This is a genomic window from Bifidobacterium sp. UMB1197 (assembly GCF_030217745.1).
Classification (GTDB): domain Bacteria; phylum Actinomycetota; class Actinomycetes; order Actinomycetales; family Bifidobacteriaceae; genus Bifidobacterium; species Bifidobacterium vaginale_B.
Genome location: NZ_JASOOL010000007.1, coordinates 71,683 through 88,046 on the forward strand (window position 1 = coordinate 71,683; position 16,364 = coordinate 88,046).

A 16,364-nucleotide genomic window follows, 5' to 3' on the forward strand; every position below is an offset into this window, starting at 1 on the left:
CCCGCGTTTGTTTACATTTTGGGTCAAATTGGAAACAAACATAAGAACACTTCCCCGCGTTTGTTCCCATTTTTAGTGTTTTGGGAAACAAACACAAGGGAAAAGAAACAAACACAAGGGAAAAGAAACAAAAAAATGAGGCCGATGCATTAGCACCAGCCTCATCTTTACAAAACTTTAATCCTCATTTTGACCGTGGCAAAGCTTGTACTTTCTGCCAGATCCGCATGGGCATTCGTCGTTTTTGTTTGTTCCTGGGAACGTACGGCCATCGGCCCAAGGAGTCTTCCACTCCTCCGCCTTTGGACGCTTGCTTAATGGAACTTCGCCTTCCGCATGGCTCATAGGAGCAGGACCGACGATTCCAGAATGCTCGTCTTCTTGCTCTACTTGCTCAACCTCTTCATCTACATAAGAATCATCTTGATTTTCTGTTTCTGCAACAATCTGCTCAAGATTCATGCGGAACAGAAGCTGAATAGATTCTTCCTTAATAGCCTCAATCATTGAGTTGTACATTTGGAAGCCTTCGCGCTGGTACTCAACAAGAGGATCTCGCTGACCCATACCGCGCAAGCCAATGCCGTCCTTTAAGTAGTCCATCTCGTAAAGATGTTCACGCCACTTTCTATCGAGAACAGCCAAAACAACCCTACGCTCAAACTGACGCAAGTTATCGGAACCCATTCGATCTTCAAACACGGCGTAAATCGTTGTAACGCTATCTACAATCGTGTCTCGCAAAGTCTCAATGGCTTTATCGCCCTTAAGAGCCTCGATTTGCAAGCGAAGCTGATCCCAATCAACAATAATTGGCATAACCGAATTTACAGCGTCTTTAAGGCCTTCCCAATCCCAGTTCTTAGGTTTATCAGACCCATTCATAGCTCCGCGCACGTAGCTATCGGCAGTATCTTTAATAAACTTTAAGATATCTTCGTGAATATCTTCGCCCTTAAGAACCGCCTGACGCTCCGAATAAATAACGGTACGCTGCTTGTTCATAACGTCGTCATACTTTAAAACGTTCTTACGCATTTCAAAGTTACGCGCTTCAACAGTCTTTTGAGCCGTGCGAACGCCATTAGAAACATACTTAGACTCGATTGGTTCGCCCTCTGGCAAGCCCTTAGCCATAACGCGCGCAACAAGCTGAGTGTTGAACAAGCGCATTAAGTCGTCTTCCAAGCTTAAGTAGAAGCGCGATTCGCCAGGGTCGCCCTGACGGCCAGAACGGCCTCTAAGCTGATTATCAATACGACGAGATTCGTGGCGCTCAGTGCCTAGAACATACAAGCCACCAAGCTTCTTAACCTCTTCGTGCTCGTCTTTAACCTGCTCTTTGACTTCTGCCAAAACGCCTGGCCAACGCTTCTCGTACTCTTCTGGGGTATCGTCTGGAGAATAACCCTGAGCCTTAAGCTTTGCATCTGCCAAGAACTCAACGTTTCCACCAAGCATAATATCCGTACCACGACCTGCCATGTTTGTAGCAACAGTCACAGCACCCTTACGACCTGCAACAGCAACAACAGCTGCTTCCTTAGCGTTTTGCTTAGCATTCAACACCTGATGAGGAATACGCGCAACATCCAAAAGTGAGGAAACGATTTCGGAAGATTCAACCGAAGCTGTACCAAGCAAAACAGGCTGACCCTTTGCGTGGCGCTGAGCAACGTCTCGAACAATCGCAGCAAGCTTTTCCTTCTTAGTACGGAAGATTAAATCATCCTTATCCATACGAATAACTGGACGGTTGGAAGGAATTGGAAGAACGCCAAGCTTGTACGTTCCCATAAACTCAGCAGCTTCCGTTTCTGCAGTACCAGTCATGCCAGCAAGCTTATCGTACATGCGGAAGTAGTTCTGCAAAGTAATAGTTGCAAAAGTCTGATTTTCTGCCTTTACTTCAACGTTCTCTTTAGCTTCAATAGCCTGATGCAAGCCTTCGCTATAACGACGGCCTGGAAGAACACGGCCAGTGTGCTCGTCAACAATAAGAACTTCGCCATTTGTAACAACGTAATCGCGATCCAAAAGGAAGAGTTCCTTAGCCTTTAAAGCATTATTCAAGTAGCCAATCAAAGCAGTGTTGCTTGGCTCGTAAAGATTATCAATACCTAAGTAGTCTTCAATCTTTGCAATGCCTGAATCCAAAATACCAGCGGTCTTGCGCTTTTCGTCAACCTTGTAATCAACATCGCGATCAAGCTTTAAAACAAGCTTTGCAAACTCGCGATACCAGCGCGTAACATCGCCTTCGGCAGGACCAGAGATAATAAGTGGCGTACGAGCCTCATCGATAAGAATGGAATCAACCTCATCAACGATTGCATAGTGATGACCACGCTGAACAAGATCGCCCTTTTCCCAGGCCATATTGTCTCGCAAATAGTCAAAGCCAAACTCGTTGTTTGTACCATAAGTAATATCTGCGTTGTATTGCTTCCTGCGCTCTGGAGGCTGCTGATCTGTAATAATGCAGCCAACACTCATGCCGAGGAACCTATAAATACGACCCATGAGCTCGCTCTGATAGCTAGCAAGATAGTCGTTAACGGTAACAACGTGAACGCCCTTGCCTTCCAAAGCGTTTAAATAGCTAGGCAATGTTGCAACAAGTGTTTTACCTTCACCAGTTTTCATTTCTGCAATATTGCCCCAGTGCAATGCTGCGCCACCCATAAGCTGAACATCGAAGTGACGCTGACCAAGAGTACGCTTTGAAACTTCTCGCACTGTAGCAAAGGCTTCTGGCATTAAATCATCAAGCTTCGCACCATTGTCTAACTTTTGCTTGAACTTTGCCGTTTGCCCTTTAAGTTCCTCGTCCGAAAGCGCAGAAATCTGATCTTCTAGCGCATTCACAGCCTTCGCAACGTTCTCAAGGCGCCTCAATTGACGGCCTTCACCCATGCGCAAGGCTTTATCAACGATATCTACCACGTTTAGCTCCCTTAGGTCGTGTCTATGATTCGGCTAGCCAACATAGACGTAAACTGTGCCTATATTACGCGACGGCTACGATTTTTGCGGCTCGCGAGTCCAAAACAAAGCATAAAATGCCCGCCTAGCGTGCTACTAGCGTATTACTAGGCGGGCAATGCACTCATATGAGTTATTTTATTTACTTCTTCTTAGCAACATTTTCTGGAGTGTCAATCTCAAACACACCGTAGCTCCATCCATGCCTACGGTATACAACCGATGGACGCATGGTCTCCTTATTTACAAACAGGAAGAAGTCGTGGCCAATAAGTTCCATCTCGTACAACGCCTCATCAATGCTCATTGGCTCAGCAATGTGGAGCTTGCGGCGAATAACAATAGGAGTATCTCCAACGCTCACCTCTACTGATTCGCCAGGACCCAAATCGGAAGCAACCGCAGCGTCTGCACTATTTGTTCCATCTTCTTGCGCAACTTCTTCAACAGTTGTTTCAACTTCTGGCTGTGCAGCACCCAAATCAACTGGAACCATTTGCTCATAACCACGGCGATGATCCTTACGGCGATCACGAGTTCTGCGCAAGCGAAGCGTCAACTTATCTAACGCCATATCTAATGCACTGTATTGATCTGTGCTAGACGCCTCTGCGCGAATAACCGTACTTCCTGCAACTACAGTAATTTCAACTCTTTTTGCAGTATCTGCCTGCCTTGGATTGCCCTCAGTGTTAAGCACAATCTGAATGCGCTGCGCATCTGGAGCAATGGCGGTCACACGATTCATCTTGCTTTCTACAACGTCACGGAATCTCTGCTTAATCTGCGTATGACGTCCAGTGATGACGATCTCCATGCGAACCTCCTTAAGTAATCCGATACAAATCGGTTTATGTACACGTCAACGGCACCAGCGCCGCTGATACATCTATTATATCCGCTAAAAGCCGCCATTTTCTAGCGAGTCGCAAAATATGAAGAAAATTAAAACATCTGCTATAATTGGGAAGGTTGAGGTTTCACGATGACCGCGGCTGCAATGTTCATTCGGAGTAGCTGAGGAACTTCCGGGCTCCACAGAGCACAATGGCGGATAACGTCCGCCCAGGGCAACCTGAGAGATAGCGCAACAGAGAATAGACCGCCTAAACTTTTGTTTAGGTAAGGGTGAAACGGCGGTGCAAGAGACCACCGGGCTTCTGGTAACAGTTAGCCGCATGGCAAGCCTCATTGGGAGCAAGGTCAAGCAGAAGGTGTTTAAGGGCTGCTCGCCTGAGTCTTCGGGTAGACTGCTAGAGTTTGGCGGTAACGTCAAATCGAGATGGATGGTCATCCGTGTGCATTTTGCACGCGACAAAACCCGGGGTATGTGAAACCTCACCTCAACTTTGCGGTTTAACTAAGACTTGCAATTTAACTAAGACTTGCGATTTAACTAAGACTTTTCGGCGCAAAATCAAAATCGCCATTTATTAAATCCGCTACCCCGCAAGTTTTCATTCCAGCCAAACGGGCCGACTTTAGCGCTGTAGCAGAATCTTCAAAAACGGTGCAATCGCTTGGTTTTACGCCAATTTTATTTGCCAAGTCAATATAAGTTTTAGGGCTATTTTTTGCATTGCTTTCTAAATCTTCTCCAAAAATCATAAAATCAAAGTAATCATACAAATCGGTACGTTTTAACGCTGGAACGCATAAAGACCTGGAAAGAGTAGTTATAAGAACCATTTTTGCACCAGTTTTATGCAGATAATCCACATAATTTTTAGCGCCTTTTCTAAGCGGCAAATGCTTCGCATACGCGTCAAAAGCCATGTCTTGCCACTCTTTCATTAAGTCTTCTGGGGAATCCTTAAAGCCAAAACGCTCAATAACGTAATCCGCAACTTGGCGAGGCGTCATTGTGGCAGTGGAATCGGCAAAATCTGGCGGTACTTTAATACCGCGTTTAGCAAAACTCTCTTCGTCTATCTTGTCCCAAACATCTAGGGAATCTAGCAAAGTGCCGTCAAAATCAAAAATCGCAGCACAATTTGAATTATCAACTAATGCATTTTCGCTCATATTATTAGCCTTGATATTAGTCCAGATTACTATTTTCAAGTAATTCTTTTGCGTGATCCAAAGACGCTTGAGACTGACTGCCCGAAAGCATTCTTGCGATTTCTTTCTGGCGACCAAGATTATCTAATTTGCTAACAGTTGTATCTGCAACGCCAGAATCCGCACCAGAATCCGCACCAGAATCCGCCAAACTTTCAATCTTTTTTCTAACAACAAATTGAACGTCTGCAAAAGACGCCACTTGAGCCAAATGCGTTACAACAATCACTTGCGCACTCTTAGCAAGCAAAGCCAAGCGCTTTCCTAGCTCTACGGCAGCCACTCCGCCAACGCCAGCGTCAACTTCGTCAAAAATAAACGTCATTGACTGATTGTTGCTGTGGTTAAACTTTGCAGCAACAAGCTCCATTGCAAGCATAAGCCTACTAAGCTCACCGCCAGAAGCACTACTGCCCATTGGTAAATAGTTGGAAGCTGGGAATGGCTTAAAAAGAAACTCAACACTATCTAAGCCGTGTACGTTTAAATCAAATTTTCCATCTTGATTTTTATCTCGCTTAGAAACATTAATCAAAAGCTGCGCATCTGGCATAGATAAGGATTCAAGCTCTTTACTAACTTCATCGCTAAACTTTTTTGCAACAACTTTACGCGTGTTATAAAGAGCCTCGGCTAGTTTTTCAGCGTCTTTATAAGTCTTTTCACACAAGTCTTTAGCGCGCGCAACGGCTTCTGGCGAATCGTCCAAATCTTCAAGCTCAAACTGCGCTTTTTTAGCCCAATCCAAAACATCTGCGATTTGCGGCCCCCACCTGCGTGTTAAATCGCTTAAATCGTGAATACGATTGTTAATGGCGTCTAAATCTTCTTGACTACTATCAACATCTAGCTGCTGCGCAAGTTGCATAACAATGTCGGAAATCTGGGAAGAAATATCGTCAAGCTGATTTGCAATAGCGCTATAATCTCCGTCAACTCGAATCGAACGAATTGCCTTAGCAGCATTATCAACCAAATGCAATGCGTCGGCAGAATCTATTGCGCCATAATCAATTTGACTTGCATCTAACGAAGATATTGCCTCACCCAAACCGCGTACAATTTGAGCAGCATTTTCTATGCGATCTCTTTTAGCTTTAAGATCCACGTCTTCATTTGGTTTTGGATCAATTTGGCGGATTTTTTCTAGCGATTCGCGCAAATAGTCGGCACGCTGCCTAGAAGACGACTGCTGATTTATAAGGCGATTATAGGATTCAACGGCATTTTGCCACTTATTAAACGCTGATTCATAATCTTGTAGCTCTTTAGAATTGCAAGAGATTGAATCCAAGAATTCGCGTTGTTTTGCGCTTGTTGCTATGCGAAGCTGGTCACTTTGACCATGGATTGTGATTGTGTGCAAACAAACGCTCTCTAACAAGGATTTTGGAACGGAACAGCCAGAAATAACAGCCCTGGACCTGCCCGATTTTGGAACAGACCTAGATATGTAAACGTCTTCTTTAGAATCGTCGTCTTCGGATTCTTCGGCATTAATCCCAGACTCTTGCAGCAATTGAGCAGCCACGCTTGATTTTGGTATAGAAAACACGCCTTGCGCCCATGATTCATCTGCAGCAACCGCCACTTTTGCTAAATCTGCCTTACCGCCAGATATAAGCTTTACGGCGCTTAAAAGCATGGACTTTCCAGCTCCAGTTTCGCCAGTTATTGCCGTCATGCCTTTAGAAGGCGTAATAATAGCGTGGGAAATTGGGCCTAAATTGCGAATCTCAAGTTCTTCAAGCACAAATACCCCCTATAGGTTTAAACCAGTAGAGCCGCTTGGATATTCGGCACCAGAATCCGCACCATTTACACTTGCGCTATCTTCGTAATTCCTATCGGTTTCGTTATGAAGATTCGCCTCATACATCTTAGGTTTAGCGTCCACTTTTCTGCGATTTTCACGCCATCCAACAACTGGCAAATCAAACTTTGTGACTAATCTTTGTGTAAACGGAACTCCAGAAAGTCGCGCTAATAGCAACTCATCTTTAGATTGTCTAATTTGAATTCTAGAACCTTGCGGCAAAGCCCTTTGGCGCCTTCCATCGCAGCAAATCCAACCGCCAGAAGCAGAATCTTGCAAAATATCAATCGTAAAAGTAGATCCTGCACCAATTATTAGCGGTCTAGCAAACAGTGCGTGAGCAGCCAATGGAACCAATTGCAAAGCCTCAACATTTGGCCACATAATTGGGCCTCCTGCCGAAAACGCGTACGCTGTGGACCCAGTAGGCGTAGAAACAATCACGCCATCGCAGCCAAAGGATGACATTTCAACGTTGTCAACGCGAATTGAAAGCTCCACCATTCGCCCGCGATCTGCCCTATCTAACGTAATATCGTTAAGCGCCCAATCGCTTAAAGGCTCACTTGCACCAGGAAGCCAAACGTCTACATGCGCTTCCATTCTATGCTCTAAAAAGTAGTCTTTTTGCGCGATTCTTCTAATAGCCTCATCAATCTGGAAGCTTTCAAATTCCGCCAAAAAACCAACGTGCCCAAGGTTTATTCCAATAATCGGAACAGGAGTGCAATGCACTAATTCTGCAGCCTGAAGCATTGTGCCATCCCCACCTAGCACAACAACAATTTCGGTATTTTTATCTACCCCTTGAGCAATTTTTTGCGCAAAATCCGATACTGCAGCGCTATGAAACACGCTAACATTAAAACCTGCATTTTTAAGCTGAGTAGTAACTTGATTTACAACAGCACTGTTGCTATCAAGACGCGCATGCGTAACCACAAGAGCACTGCGAGAAGCACAATCCCCAGGCAAACGTTCTTGCATAGCACCCCCTTTGAGCTTTATTTGTAGCTTTATTTGTAGCTTTACAAAAGTTAATCATCATTTTAGTTGTTGCACTACATATTGCGCATAAAGAAGATATTCAACATTCCCGTGAGTACCTTCTATAGGAGATTCATGAGTTGCAATAACACTTAAACCGTTGTTTTTAGCGCATTCCTTAATATTTTCTAACGCCTTAAGTCTTAGGTTTTTATCTGTTACAATTCCGCCTTTTCCAAGGTTTCCTTTGCCAACTTCAAATTGTGGCTTTACAAGAAGAACAATATTCGCGTTGTTTTGCGCAATACGTGCAATTACTGGAATAACCAAGCTAAGAGATATAAAAGAGACGTCGGAGACTATAAGATTAGGCTTGTACGGCAAATCTTGCGCATAAACATTTCTAATATTTACGCCACTCATTTCAATAACGCGCGGATTGCTTGCGATTTTTGAGTGCAATTGACCGTGTCCAACATCTAAAGCTATAACGCTATTGGCGCCATTTTGCAACAAATAATCGCAGAAACCGCCAGTAGAAGCGCCAATATCTAACGCCATTGTATTTGAATCAACTTCTAATCCCAAATTATCAAATAAGCGGAACGCTCCTTCGAGTTTTAGCGCTCCTCTAGAAACATATTTAACGCAAGAATTTTCTTCTTTTGATTCATCAAGGCTTATTTTTTGCGATTCTTTTACTAAAAATGACGTTTTTTTAACACTACGATTATCTACTTTTACTACTCCAGCTTTAATAAGACGCTGTGCTGTAGTTCTACTTTTAGCTAAACCGCGATTTACAAGCGCGCAGTCTAAGCGCTGAGCTAAAGAATCTTCGTCTAGCATTAAAAACCTCGCTCAAAATCTAAAATCGCAAGTCATAGGTCGCAAGCTGCAAGCCGTAAGCTGCAATCTGTAGGCAACAAAATCACAAGCAACAAAGCCACAAATCACAAAGAAAACTCTGGAAGAGTGTAGTCTTCCAGCGATTTTCCGCCGTCTTTTAAGCTCCAAGCGAGCGCGCAAGCAGCCCTCAAAGCATTGCAATCATTGGGATTGTTGACTTCAATAGCGTTACAAACAACCTGCGCTCTAGAATCGCCGCATACAAACGTAGAATCGTCAACGCGTTTAGGCGCATAATGAACCTCGTTTAGCCCTCTTAAATCCTTAGAAACAAAGCTTGGTCGCAAGTGTTTTGGAGCTTCAAGTAACATGCGCTCGTTGGTAACACCCGTAAGAACAAGAAGTGACTTATACCCACCCCTTGTACCTGCTTCAATGTCTGTGTCTAACCTGTCTCCTACAGCAAGCGAGCGCTCAATGCTTATTAGCGGATTTCCAAAATCGTCTTTTTCGCAGCAATTTTCAATATCTTCGTTACTGTGCTTTGCGTTTGCGGCAACCAACAATCGCGCTTCGTCATACATTGCGCACTCTGGCTTTCCTGCAGACGCAATAGGCTCCACTCCAGTGGCGTTTACTACGGCTTGAATCATAGAACCGCATCCAGGAGCTATGCCAAACTCGCGCGGAATTGTTAAATCGCGATTAGTAACAAAATACTTAGCTCCGCGCTCTACAGCAAAAGCGACTTGCGCCATTTCTTGCCAAGTCATTTGCGGATACCAGCCTTGAATTACAGCCTTAGGATTGTCTTTACAAGACTTTACAGGATTAAGACCTGCACGCTGAGTCTCTTGAACAAGATGATCCGCACCAAGAACTAAAACGTTTGAGCCGCTTGGAACATAGCGAGCAACCATTCGAGCAGCTACAAGCGAAGAAGTTATGATTTGCCACGGCTCTACTTTTAAGCCAAAACTTTCTAGCTGACTTGCTACAACTTCTTGAAAACGCGAAGAATTATTTGTGGTATATTCAATAAACATACCGTTTTTTTGAGCGTTTTCAATTGATTCGGCTGCATATTCAACGGATTTTCCGCCTCTATATACCACTCCGTCTAAGTCGAGAAGAGCCAGACTAAAATCCTTGCTCAGCTCGCTGGAACTGTCTAGAAAATTCGCTCTTAAATCAGGCTGCATTATCTGCGTTCTCTGTGTTTTCTGTGTTTTCTGCGATTTGTGCGCTGTCTGCGTTGTCTGCGTTATCTGCGTTATCTGCGTTATCTGCGTTATCTGTGGTTTGCGATTCGTCATCCGACTCATCATCCAAATCTGCTTCAGACTCATCATCCTCTTCAGACTCATCACTCGACTCGCTATCTTCTGGAGCAAATTGCGCATCATCTTCACTAATGCCCACTTCGTCCATAATCGCGTCGTTAAGATGTTCCAAATCGTAGTCAATCACAACATCTTCTGGATTTTCTTCGTCTTCAATATCTGCATACTGCTCTTCTAAGCGATCCAGCAAAACATCAAGTTCAATTGCCTCATCGCTTCGCCCAGCCTCCTCTAAGAAGTACTGCTCTGCCTGAACAGCGCGCATTCTATACTCGCCAGGCAAGCCCTTAGACCTGCCCATTGCGTGAACAAGCTCAATCGCCTTATCCGCATGGTTTGTATCTGCCAAAACGCCTGCATACACAAGGAACATTTCTGCCTTAACTTCGCCACTAACGCTTTTAGCTTCGTCCGACATGCAAATTTCCAGCGCTTTATCGAGGTTACCCATACCGCGCTCGCAATCGGCAATAAATGGAAGATAATCCGTGTAACCATTCATTCTCATTGCCGTTCTAAACTCGCGCGCAGCAAGCTTGTAATCGCCTTGACGGTATGCAACAAATCCTAGCGTTTCACGCGAAAAATCAATGCGAGACGCCTGCTTTGCAGCCCACTTTGCGTGTTCTAAAGCAAGCTCCGGGTCCTCATCTTGCAAAGCGTATGCAGCAAGAATATGCAAGCCAATGTTTTCGGAATGCTCCTTAGAAAGACCGCGCAAACGCTCGCGAGACTCCTTAGAAAGCATTGAATATTCTAAGCCCTTAGGCATTTTTGGTTCGCCTGGGCGCCTATCGGTATACGGGTTTTGAGATGGGTACGAAACAGTTCCATCCGAGTTTCTACGAGGGCCATTTTCAAAGCGGAAAGACGATTTTGAATCGCGCTTTTTAGAATCATTCTTCTTAAATCCGCTCTTGTGGAAGCCGTCCTTGTGGAAGCCGCCGCGATTATCTTCAAATCTGCGATCATTGCGCTCGCCACGATTATCGCGGTCAAACTTCTTGTATCTTGGATTGCGCGATTCTTTTGAATCGGCTTCAAAACTGCGATTTGTGCGCTTTTCGTAATCGCTACGATTGTGTTGACTATTACGGTCAAACTTGTGCTCGCCACGTTCTACGCGGTTATCGCCATCAAACTTGCGATCCGAGTTCTTCTTAAAACCGCTCTTCTTGAATCCGTCTTTATGGAAACCATCCTTGTGGAAACCATCCTTGTGGAATCCGCCGCGATGCTCCCCATCTTTATGGAAATCATCCTTATGGAACCCACCTTTGTGGAATCCGCCGCGATGCTCCCCATTTTTACCGCCATTTTTACCACCATTTTGACGGCTAAAATGGCCACGATTACCAAACGACTTACCACTACGCGATCCGCGTTCTTCGCCCATTATTGGCATACCTTTCAAAGTTTAAAAATATAAAATTATACTAAAAATCTAATGTTGAACAAATCAAGCGCACTTAAAAACTACGCACGCTCAACAGCGCCAACAGCCTTCTTGCCCCTACGAATCAAAGCAAAACGACCATGCAAGAATGAATCTTCATTCAAAACATCATCAACGCTGTCTACGCGATTATTGTTAACGTACAATCCACCAGCTTCCACAGCTCTACGAGCCTCGGAAATAGTGCGGAACAATCCAGCAGCAACAGCGGCCTCAACCACACGGTCTGCAACATGCGCTTTAGCAAACTCCAAAGTGCCATCCTGCGCTTTAACTTTAACGCCGTCTAAAGCAGCCTCAAGAGTTTGCTCGTCGATTCCAGCTAAATCGCCCTTGCCAAAAAGCGCTCCAGAAGCTGCAATCGCCTGGTTTGTAACGTCTTCTCCGTGAACAAAGCTTGTAACTTCCCAAGCGAGCACACGCTGAGCTTCTCGGCTTCCTGGGTCTTCTTGAATTTGCTTTTCCAAGCGCTCAATCTCGCTCTTAGGCAAGAACGTAAAAGCCTTAAGAAGCTTAACAACTTCATCGTCTGGCTGATTAAACCAGAACTGATAGAAGCGATAAGGGCTAAGCATTGTAGGATCAAGCCACATTGCGTTGCCCTCCGACTTACCAAACTTACGACCCTGATTATCCGTAATAATCGGGCTTGTAAACACGTGCACAGAAGCTCCGCGAACCTTACGAATCAAATCCATGCCAGAGGTCAAATTGCCCCACTGATCAGATCCACCAAGCTGCAAAGTAACGTTGTAATTATCAAACAAGTACAAAAAGTCGTTTCCTTGCAAAACCTGGTAGCTAAACTCTGCGAAAGAAATACCTTCGTCGGAGTTTAAGCGGCGAGCCACAATATCTTTAGAAAGCATTGTGCCAACACGGAAGTTCTTGCCAACATCGCGCAAAAAGTCGATAGCAGACATTTTAGAAACCCAGTCGTAGTTGCTAACAAAGCGAACAGGATTTTCTCCATCAAGAGGCAAAATGCGGCCAATTTGCTTGCGTAAGCGCTCTGCCCATCCGGCCACAATATCTTTGGAATTAAGCGTGCGCTCTCCGCTTTGGCGAGGATCTCCAATCAAGCCCGTAGCGCCGCCAACCAAAGCAATAGGATGATGTCCTGCAGCTTGCAAATGACGCATGTTAATAAGCTGAACAAGATTGCCAATATGAAGCGATGCAGCAGTAGGATCGTAGCCGCAATAATAAGTTAATGGTTCTCCGTCGAGTGCTTGAGCAAGTTGCTGTTCGTCTGTAGATTGAGAAATCAATCCACGCCACTTTAGCTCTTCAAACAAAGAAGCAAATCCAGCCTCTTTGTAATTCCTCACCTGAGCCATTTATATCTCCTTATTACTGCAAAAATTACCGAAAATATCGGGCGCATTTGCGCGCTACAAGCCTTTCAATTTTGGCAGCACATGGAGACACTCTTATAAGCTGTTCCGTCGCTTACAGATTCGGCAAATTTCTTGTACTGGCTAATCGCAAGCTGAGCTTGATTAATTTGTTCTTTTACGCGCACAAAGGCCGTTCCGCCCTTGCCGCATCTAGAAGAAACAGAGCCATAGCTAGAAAGAACGAGTCTAAGATCTGGTATTTTATTTGCATCAATAACGCCGTCTAAAATCGTTGCATAATCGTTATTACTCAAATCGCTTAAATCGCATTTAAGACTTTCGGCACGCTTTACGCATAATCCCGATAACGTATGCGCATTGCGGAAAGGAACTCCTTGTTTTACCAGCCATTCCGCAATGTCGGTAGCAAGAGCAAAACCAGTTGCAGACTGCTCAAGCAAGCGAGGCGTGTTAAATCGCATTGTTTTAACCATTCCTGCAAAGGCTGGAAGCAAAACTTCTAGAGTGTCGATTTGATCAAAAACCGCTTCTTTGTCTTCTTGCAAATCGCGCGCATATGCGGTTGGAAGACCTTTAAGAGTGGCCATTAATCCAGTTAAATCTCCGATTAATCGCCCTGCTTTACCTCTAGCAAGCTCCGCAATATCTGGATTCTTCTTTTGAGGCATAATCGAAGAGCCCGTTGAATAGGCATCGTCTAAAGTAACAAACGCAAATTCTTGAGTATTCCATATAATAATCTCTTCGCTTAAGCGAGAAATATCAACGCCAATCATGGCTGCGATAAACGAAAATTCCGCAACAACATCTCGGCTTGCTGTAGCATCAATCGAGTTTGCACAAACAGCAGAAAAACCAAGCTCTTTAGCAACTTCTTCGGGGTCTAGTCCAAGAGTGTTGCCGGCCAATGCCCCTGCCCCGTATGGGCTTTCGTTTGCGCGCAAATCCCAGTGTGCAAGGCGATCTACGTCTCGCAAAAGTGGCCAAACATGGGCCATTAGCTGGTGTGCAAGCAAAATAGGTTGAGCGTGCTGCATGTGGGTTCGCCCAGGCATTACAGCGTCTTTTGCTTCTAAAGATTGAGCGACTAAAGCATTGCAAACGTCTAGAACTCTGGCAGCTAACTCGCGCGCTGACTCACGTAAAAACATGCGTATTAAAGCTGCGATTTGGTCGTTTCTAGAGCGGCCAGCCCTAAGTTTTCCGCCGAGTTCACTTCCTGCAATCTCAAGCAGGCCGCGCTCTAATGCTGTTGCTTCGTCCTCGTCTTCTTCAATCGGCGCAAAAGTGCCATTATCCACGCGATTTTGCAACTCGTCTAGCGCTTTGCAAAGATCTGCGTATTCTTGATTTGTTAATAAACCTGCACGATGCAATGCGTGTGCGTGGGCGCGAGAGCCTGCAATATCGTCATCCGCTAATCGCCAGTCAAATTGCGTTGACTTGCTAAGCTTTGCGAGTTCTGCAGAAGGACCCGAGCTAAAACGGCCGCCCCACAAGGCTATTGGATGGTTTGCGGCGGTGGCGGCTTTTGCGTTGGCAGTGGCGCTGTCATTTGCATTTGCATCGTGCATAGTTATTCTTCTTTCGCTTCCCTATTTTTAGTCGTTCTTCGCAACGCGCATATCGCGAGCCGCCGCAACCTTGCTAGACAATCCGTAGATTTCAATAAATCCGTTGGAAGCGCGCTGATCGAAGGTATCGGAAGAATCGTAAGTAGCCAAGTTAAAGTCGTACAAAGACTCACTCGACTTTCTGCCCGTTACAACCGCCTTTCCAGCGTATAAAGTCATGCGAATATCGCCAGAAACATGCTCCTGCGTCTCGTTTATAAACGCATTCAAAGAACGCACAACTGGCGAGAACCACTGGCCGTCGTACACAAATTCCGCCCACTTTTTATCGAGAGCGCGCTTAAGCCTGTGCTGCTCGCGCTCCAGGCAGCAATTCTCAAGCTCTTGATGAGCCGTAATCAAAGCTTGCGCGCCTGGAACTTCGTACAATTCGCGAGACTTAATGCCAACCAAGCGATCTTCAATAATGTCGATTCTGCCAATTCCTTGAGCGCCCGCCCTCTTGTTCATCTCTTCAATTGCTTGAAGCGCAGTTACGCTGTGGCCGTCAATTGCCACTGGCACACCTTTTTCAAACGTGATTGTAACTTCGTCTGGAGTTGTGGCTTCCAAAGGATTCTTTGTGTAAGAGTAGCATTCTTCGGTTGGAGCATTCCACGGATCTTCCAAAAAGCCTGTTTCAATTGCCCTACCCCAAACGTTTTGGTCTATGGAATACGGACTTTTCTTGCTTTGAGTAATCGGAAGATTATGGTCGTTTGCAAAAGCGATTTCCACATCTCGAGTAAGCGACAAATCACGAATTGGACTAATGGCCTTTAAATCTGGGTCCAAAGACTGGATTGCAACTTCAAAGCGAACCTGATCGTTTCCTTTGCCCGTGCAACCGTGGGCGATTGTATCGGCGTCAAATTCGTGCGCTGCATGAACCAAGTGACGAGTAATAAGCGGCCTAGAAAGCGCGGAAACTAAAGGATACACGTCTTCGTATAGCGCGTTTGCCTTTAGCGCAAGCATGCAATAGTTATCTGCAAATTCTTCTCGAGCGTCAACTACATACGATTCAACAGCACCGCAAGCCAAAGCGCGGTTTTTTATGACTTCGAGCGCTTCCCCGCCCTGACCAACGTTTAGAGACACAGCCACAACATCTTGGCCCGTTTGCTCTTTAAGGTACGGAATTGCTACAGATGTATCGAGGCCACCCGAATACGCCAATACAATACGCTTCTTATTAGTCATAGCAACCTCCCAGGTTGTGCTGCGCGAATCAACGTTATGTTGTGCAAATCAACGTTATGTTGTGCGAATCCGCGTTGTGCTGCGCAAACTCGCGCGTGTATAAATAAACAATACATAGTATATTATACAAATCCAGATACAATCTCAACACGCGCAGAAATACGCCATTTTAGGCTATTTATACTAGAGCAAATTCACACAGACAACAATATAAATATAATACTTATACACTTATTCGAATGGTTGCTTGCGATTATTCGTGCCAGCAACCACAACCTGCTCCACAGCAGCAGCAACCACAGCAGCTTCCTTTAGTACATCCTGGAAGCTTCTGCTCTACTTCTGGTCAACAAGGAGTGACAATAAAAGGATCTCTGATGGTTTGCAAAGAAGGTGTAAACGATGGCAGATTGCGCTGGCGCAAAGCGCAATAATATGCAATTCTGTCTGGAGCTTGCTCAACACCACAAAATCAGCAACGAAAAGCGCGCGACGACCTGCCTGAGCACTTAGAGCGTAGCGCGCAAACAATTTTCCGCTTTTTGTACGTGATTTAGGCCAAATTTGGTACAAAATGCGTCAATCTTTTCCGCTTTTTGTACGTGATTTATGATATGTACCCCTTTTTCTGGACACATATCCCTTTTACTTAATCACACTATCCACGCTGCGTGGATACTTCCCTGT

The 16,364-nt window shown here is 45.1% G+C and carries 11 protein-coding genes and 1 other RNA gene; 1 reads left to right on the top strand and 11 read right to left on the bottom strand.

The window, feature by feature from the left end:
• Positions 1-177 precede the first annotated feature (177 nt).
• Together secA and hpf are read right to left on the bottom strand one after the other, a co-directional pair.
• A complete protein-coding gene (secA, locus tag QP420_RS05175) occupies positions 178-2,946 on the bottom strand; it encodes a preprotein translocase subunit SecA (protein WP_060786954.1) in 2,769 nt (922 codons plus the stop codon).
• 181 nt (positions 2,947-3,127) lie between these two features.
• The gene (gene hpf / locus QP420_RS05180; protein WP_415689532.1) at positions 3,128-3,802 is read right to left on the bottom strand and encodes a ribosome hibernation-promoting factor, HPF/YfiA family; all 675 of its coding nucleotides are present in this window, start codon (positions 3,800-3,802) and stop codon (positions 3,128-3,130) included.
• Between the two features lie 156 nt (positions 3,803-3,958).
• On the opposite strand from hpf, the gene rnpB reads away from it, so the two are divergent.
• Positions 3,959-4,330: RNase P RNA component class A (gene rnpB / locus QP420_RS05185), an RNA gene on the top strand.
• Between the two features lie 47 nt (positions 4,331-4,377).
• On the opposite strand, the gene QP420_RS05190 is transcribed toward rnpB, so the two are convergent.
• The 9 genes from QP420_RS05190 to QP420_RS05230 form a co-directional block, all read right to left on the bottom strand.
• Positions 4,378-5,010: an HAD family hydrolase gene (locus QP420_RS05190; RefSeq protein ID WP_481616748.1), complete on the bottom strand. Its 633-nt coding sequence runs from the start codon at positions 5,008-5,010 to the stop codon at positions 4,378-4,380.
• Between the two features lie 16 nt (positions 5,011-5,026).
• Entirely contained in the window at positions 5,027-6,802 is a 1,776-nt protein-coding gene (gene recN, locus QP420_RS05195; protein WP_481616749.1) for a DNA repair protein RecN, read from the bottom strand.
• 9 nt (positions 6,803-6,811) lie between these two features.
• Entirely contained in the window at positions 6,812-7,852 is a 1,041-nt protein-coding gene (locus tag QP420_RS05200; protein WP_481616750.1) for an NAD kinase, read from the bottom strand.
• 57 nt (positions 7,853-7,909) lie between these two features.
• Positions 7,910-8,701: a TlyA family RNA methyltransferase gene (locus QP420_RS05205; RefSeq protein WP_060786959.1), complete on the bottom strand. Its 792-nt coding sequence runs from the start codon at positions 8,699-8,701 to the stop codon at positions 7,910-7,912.
• A 104-nt stretch (positions 8,702-8,805) separates the two neighbouring features.
• Positions 8,806-9,903 (bottom strand): HAD-IIA family hydrolase, encoded by a 1,098-nt coding sequence (locus QP420_RS05210; protein WP_481616751.1) that lies wholly within the window; start codon positions 9,901-9,903, stop codon positions 8,806-8,808.
• A complete protein-coding gene (locus tag QP420_RS05215; protein WP_481616752.1) occupies positions 9,893-11,440 on the bottom strand; it encodes a tetratricopeptide repeat protein in 1,548 nt (515 codons plus the stop codon). The genes QP420_RS05210 and QP420_RS05215 overlap by 11 nt, the downstream gene beginning before the upstream one ends.
• 80 nt (positions 11,441-11,520) lie before the next feature.
• On the bottom strand, positions 11,521-12,840 hold the full coding sequence (tyrS, locus tag QP420_RS05220; protein WP_060786962.1) for a tyrosine--tRNA ligase: 1,320 nt from the start codon (positions 12,838-12,840) through the stop codon (positions 11,521-11,523).
• Between the two features lie 65 nt (positions 12,841-12,905).
• Entirely contained in the window at positions 12,906-14,435 is a 1,530-nt protein-coding gene (argH, locus tag QP420_RS05225) for an argininosuccinate lyase (protein ID WP_481616753.1), read from the bottom strand.
• A gap of 27 nt (positions 14,436-14,462) precedes the next feature.
• On the bottom strand, positions 14,463-15,677 hold the full coding sequence (locus QP420_RS05230; protein WP_481616754.1) for an argininosuccinate synthase: 1,215 nt from the start codon (positions 15,675-15,677) through the stop codon (positions 14,463-14,465).
• Between the last annotated feature and the right edge of the window lie 687 nt (positions 15,678-16,364).

What these genes read in the sequence shown, in the direction of transcription:
- hpf (WP_415689532.1), bottom strand. Translation starts at nt 3,802, where the DNA reads ATGGAGATCGTCATCACTGGACGTCATACGCAGATTAAGCAGAGATTC.
- QP420_RS05190 (WP_481616748.1), bottom strand. Translation starts at nt 5,010, where the DNA reads ATGAGCGAAAATGCATTAGTTGATAATTCAAATTGTGCTGCGATTTTT.
- QP420_RS05200 (WP_481616750.1), bottom strand. Translation starts at nt 7,852, where the DNA reads ATGCAAGAACGTTTGCCTGGGGATTGTGCTTCTCGCAGTGCTCTTGTG.
- QP420_RS05205 (WP_060786959.1), bottom strand. Translation starts at nt 8,701, where the DNA reads ATGCTAGACGAAGATTCTTTAGCTCAGCGCTTAGACTGCGCGCTTGTA.
- QP420_RS05210 (WP_481616751.1), bottom strand. Translation starts at nt 9,903, where the DNA reads ATGCAGCCTGATTTAAGAGCGAATTTTCTAGACAGTTCCAGCGAGCTG.
- QP420_RS05215 (WP_481616752.1), bottom strand. Translation starts at nt 11,440, where the DNA reads ATGGGCGAAGAACGCGGATCGCGTAGTGGTAAGTCGTTTGGTAATCGT.
- tyrS (WP_060786962.1), bottom strand. Translation starts at nt 12,840, where the DNA reads ATGGCTCAGGTGAGGAATTACAAAGAGGCTGGATTTGCTTCTTTGTTT.
- argH (WP_481616753.1), bottom strand. Translation starts at nt 14,435, where the DNA reads ATGCACGATGCAAATGCAAATGACAGCGCCACTGCCAACGCAAAAGCC.
- QP420_RS05230 (WP_481616754.1), bottom strand. Translation starts at nt 15,677, where the DNA reads ATGACTAATAAGAAGCGTATTGTATTGGCGTATTCGGGTGGCCTCGAT.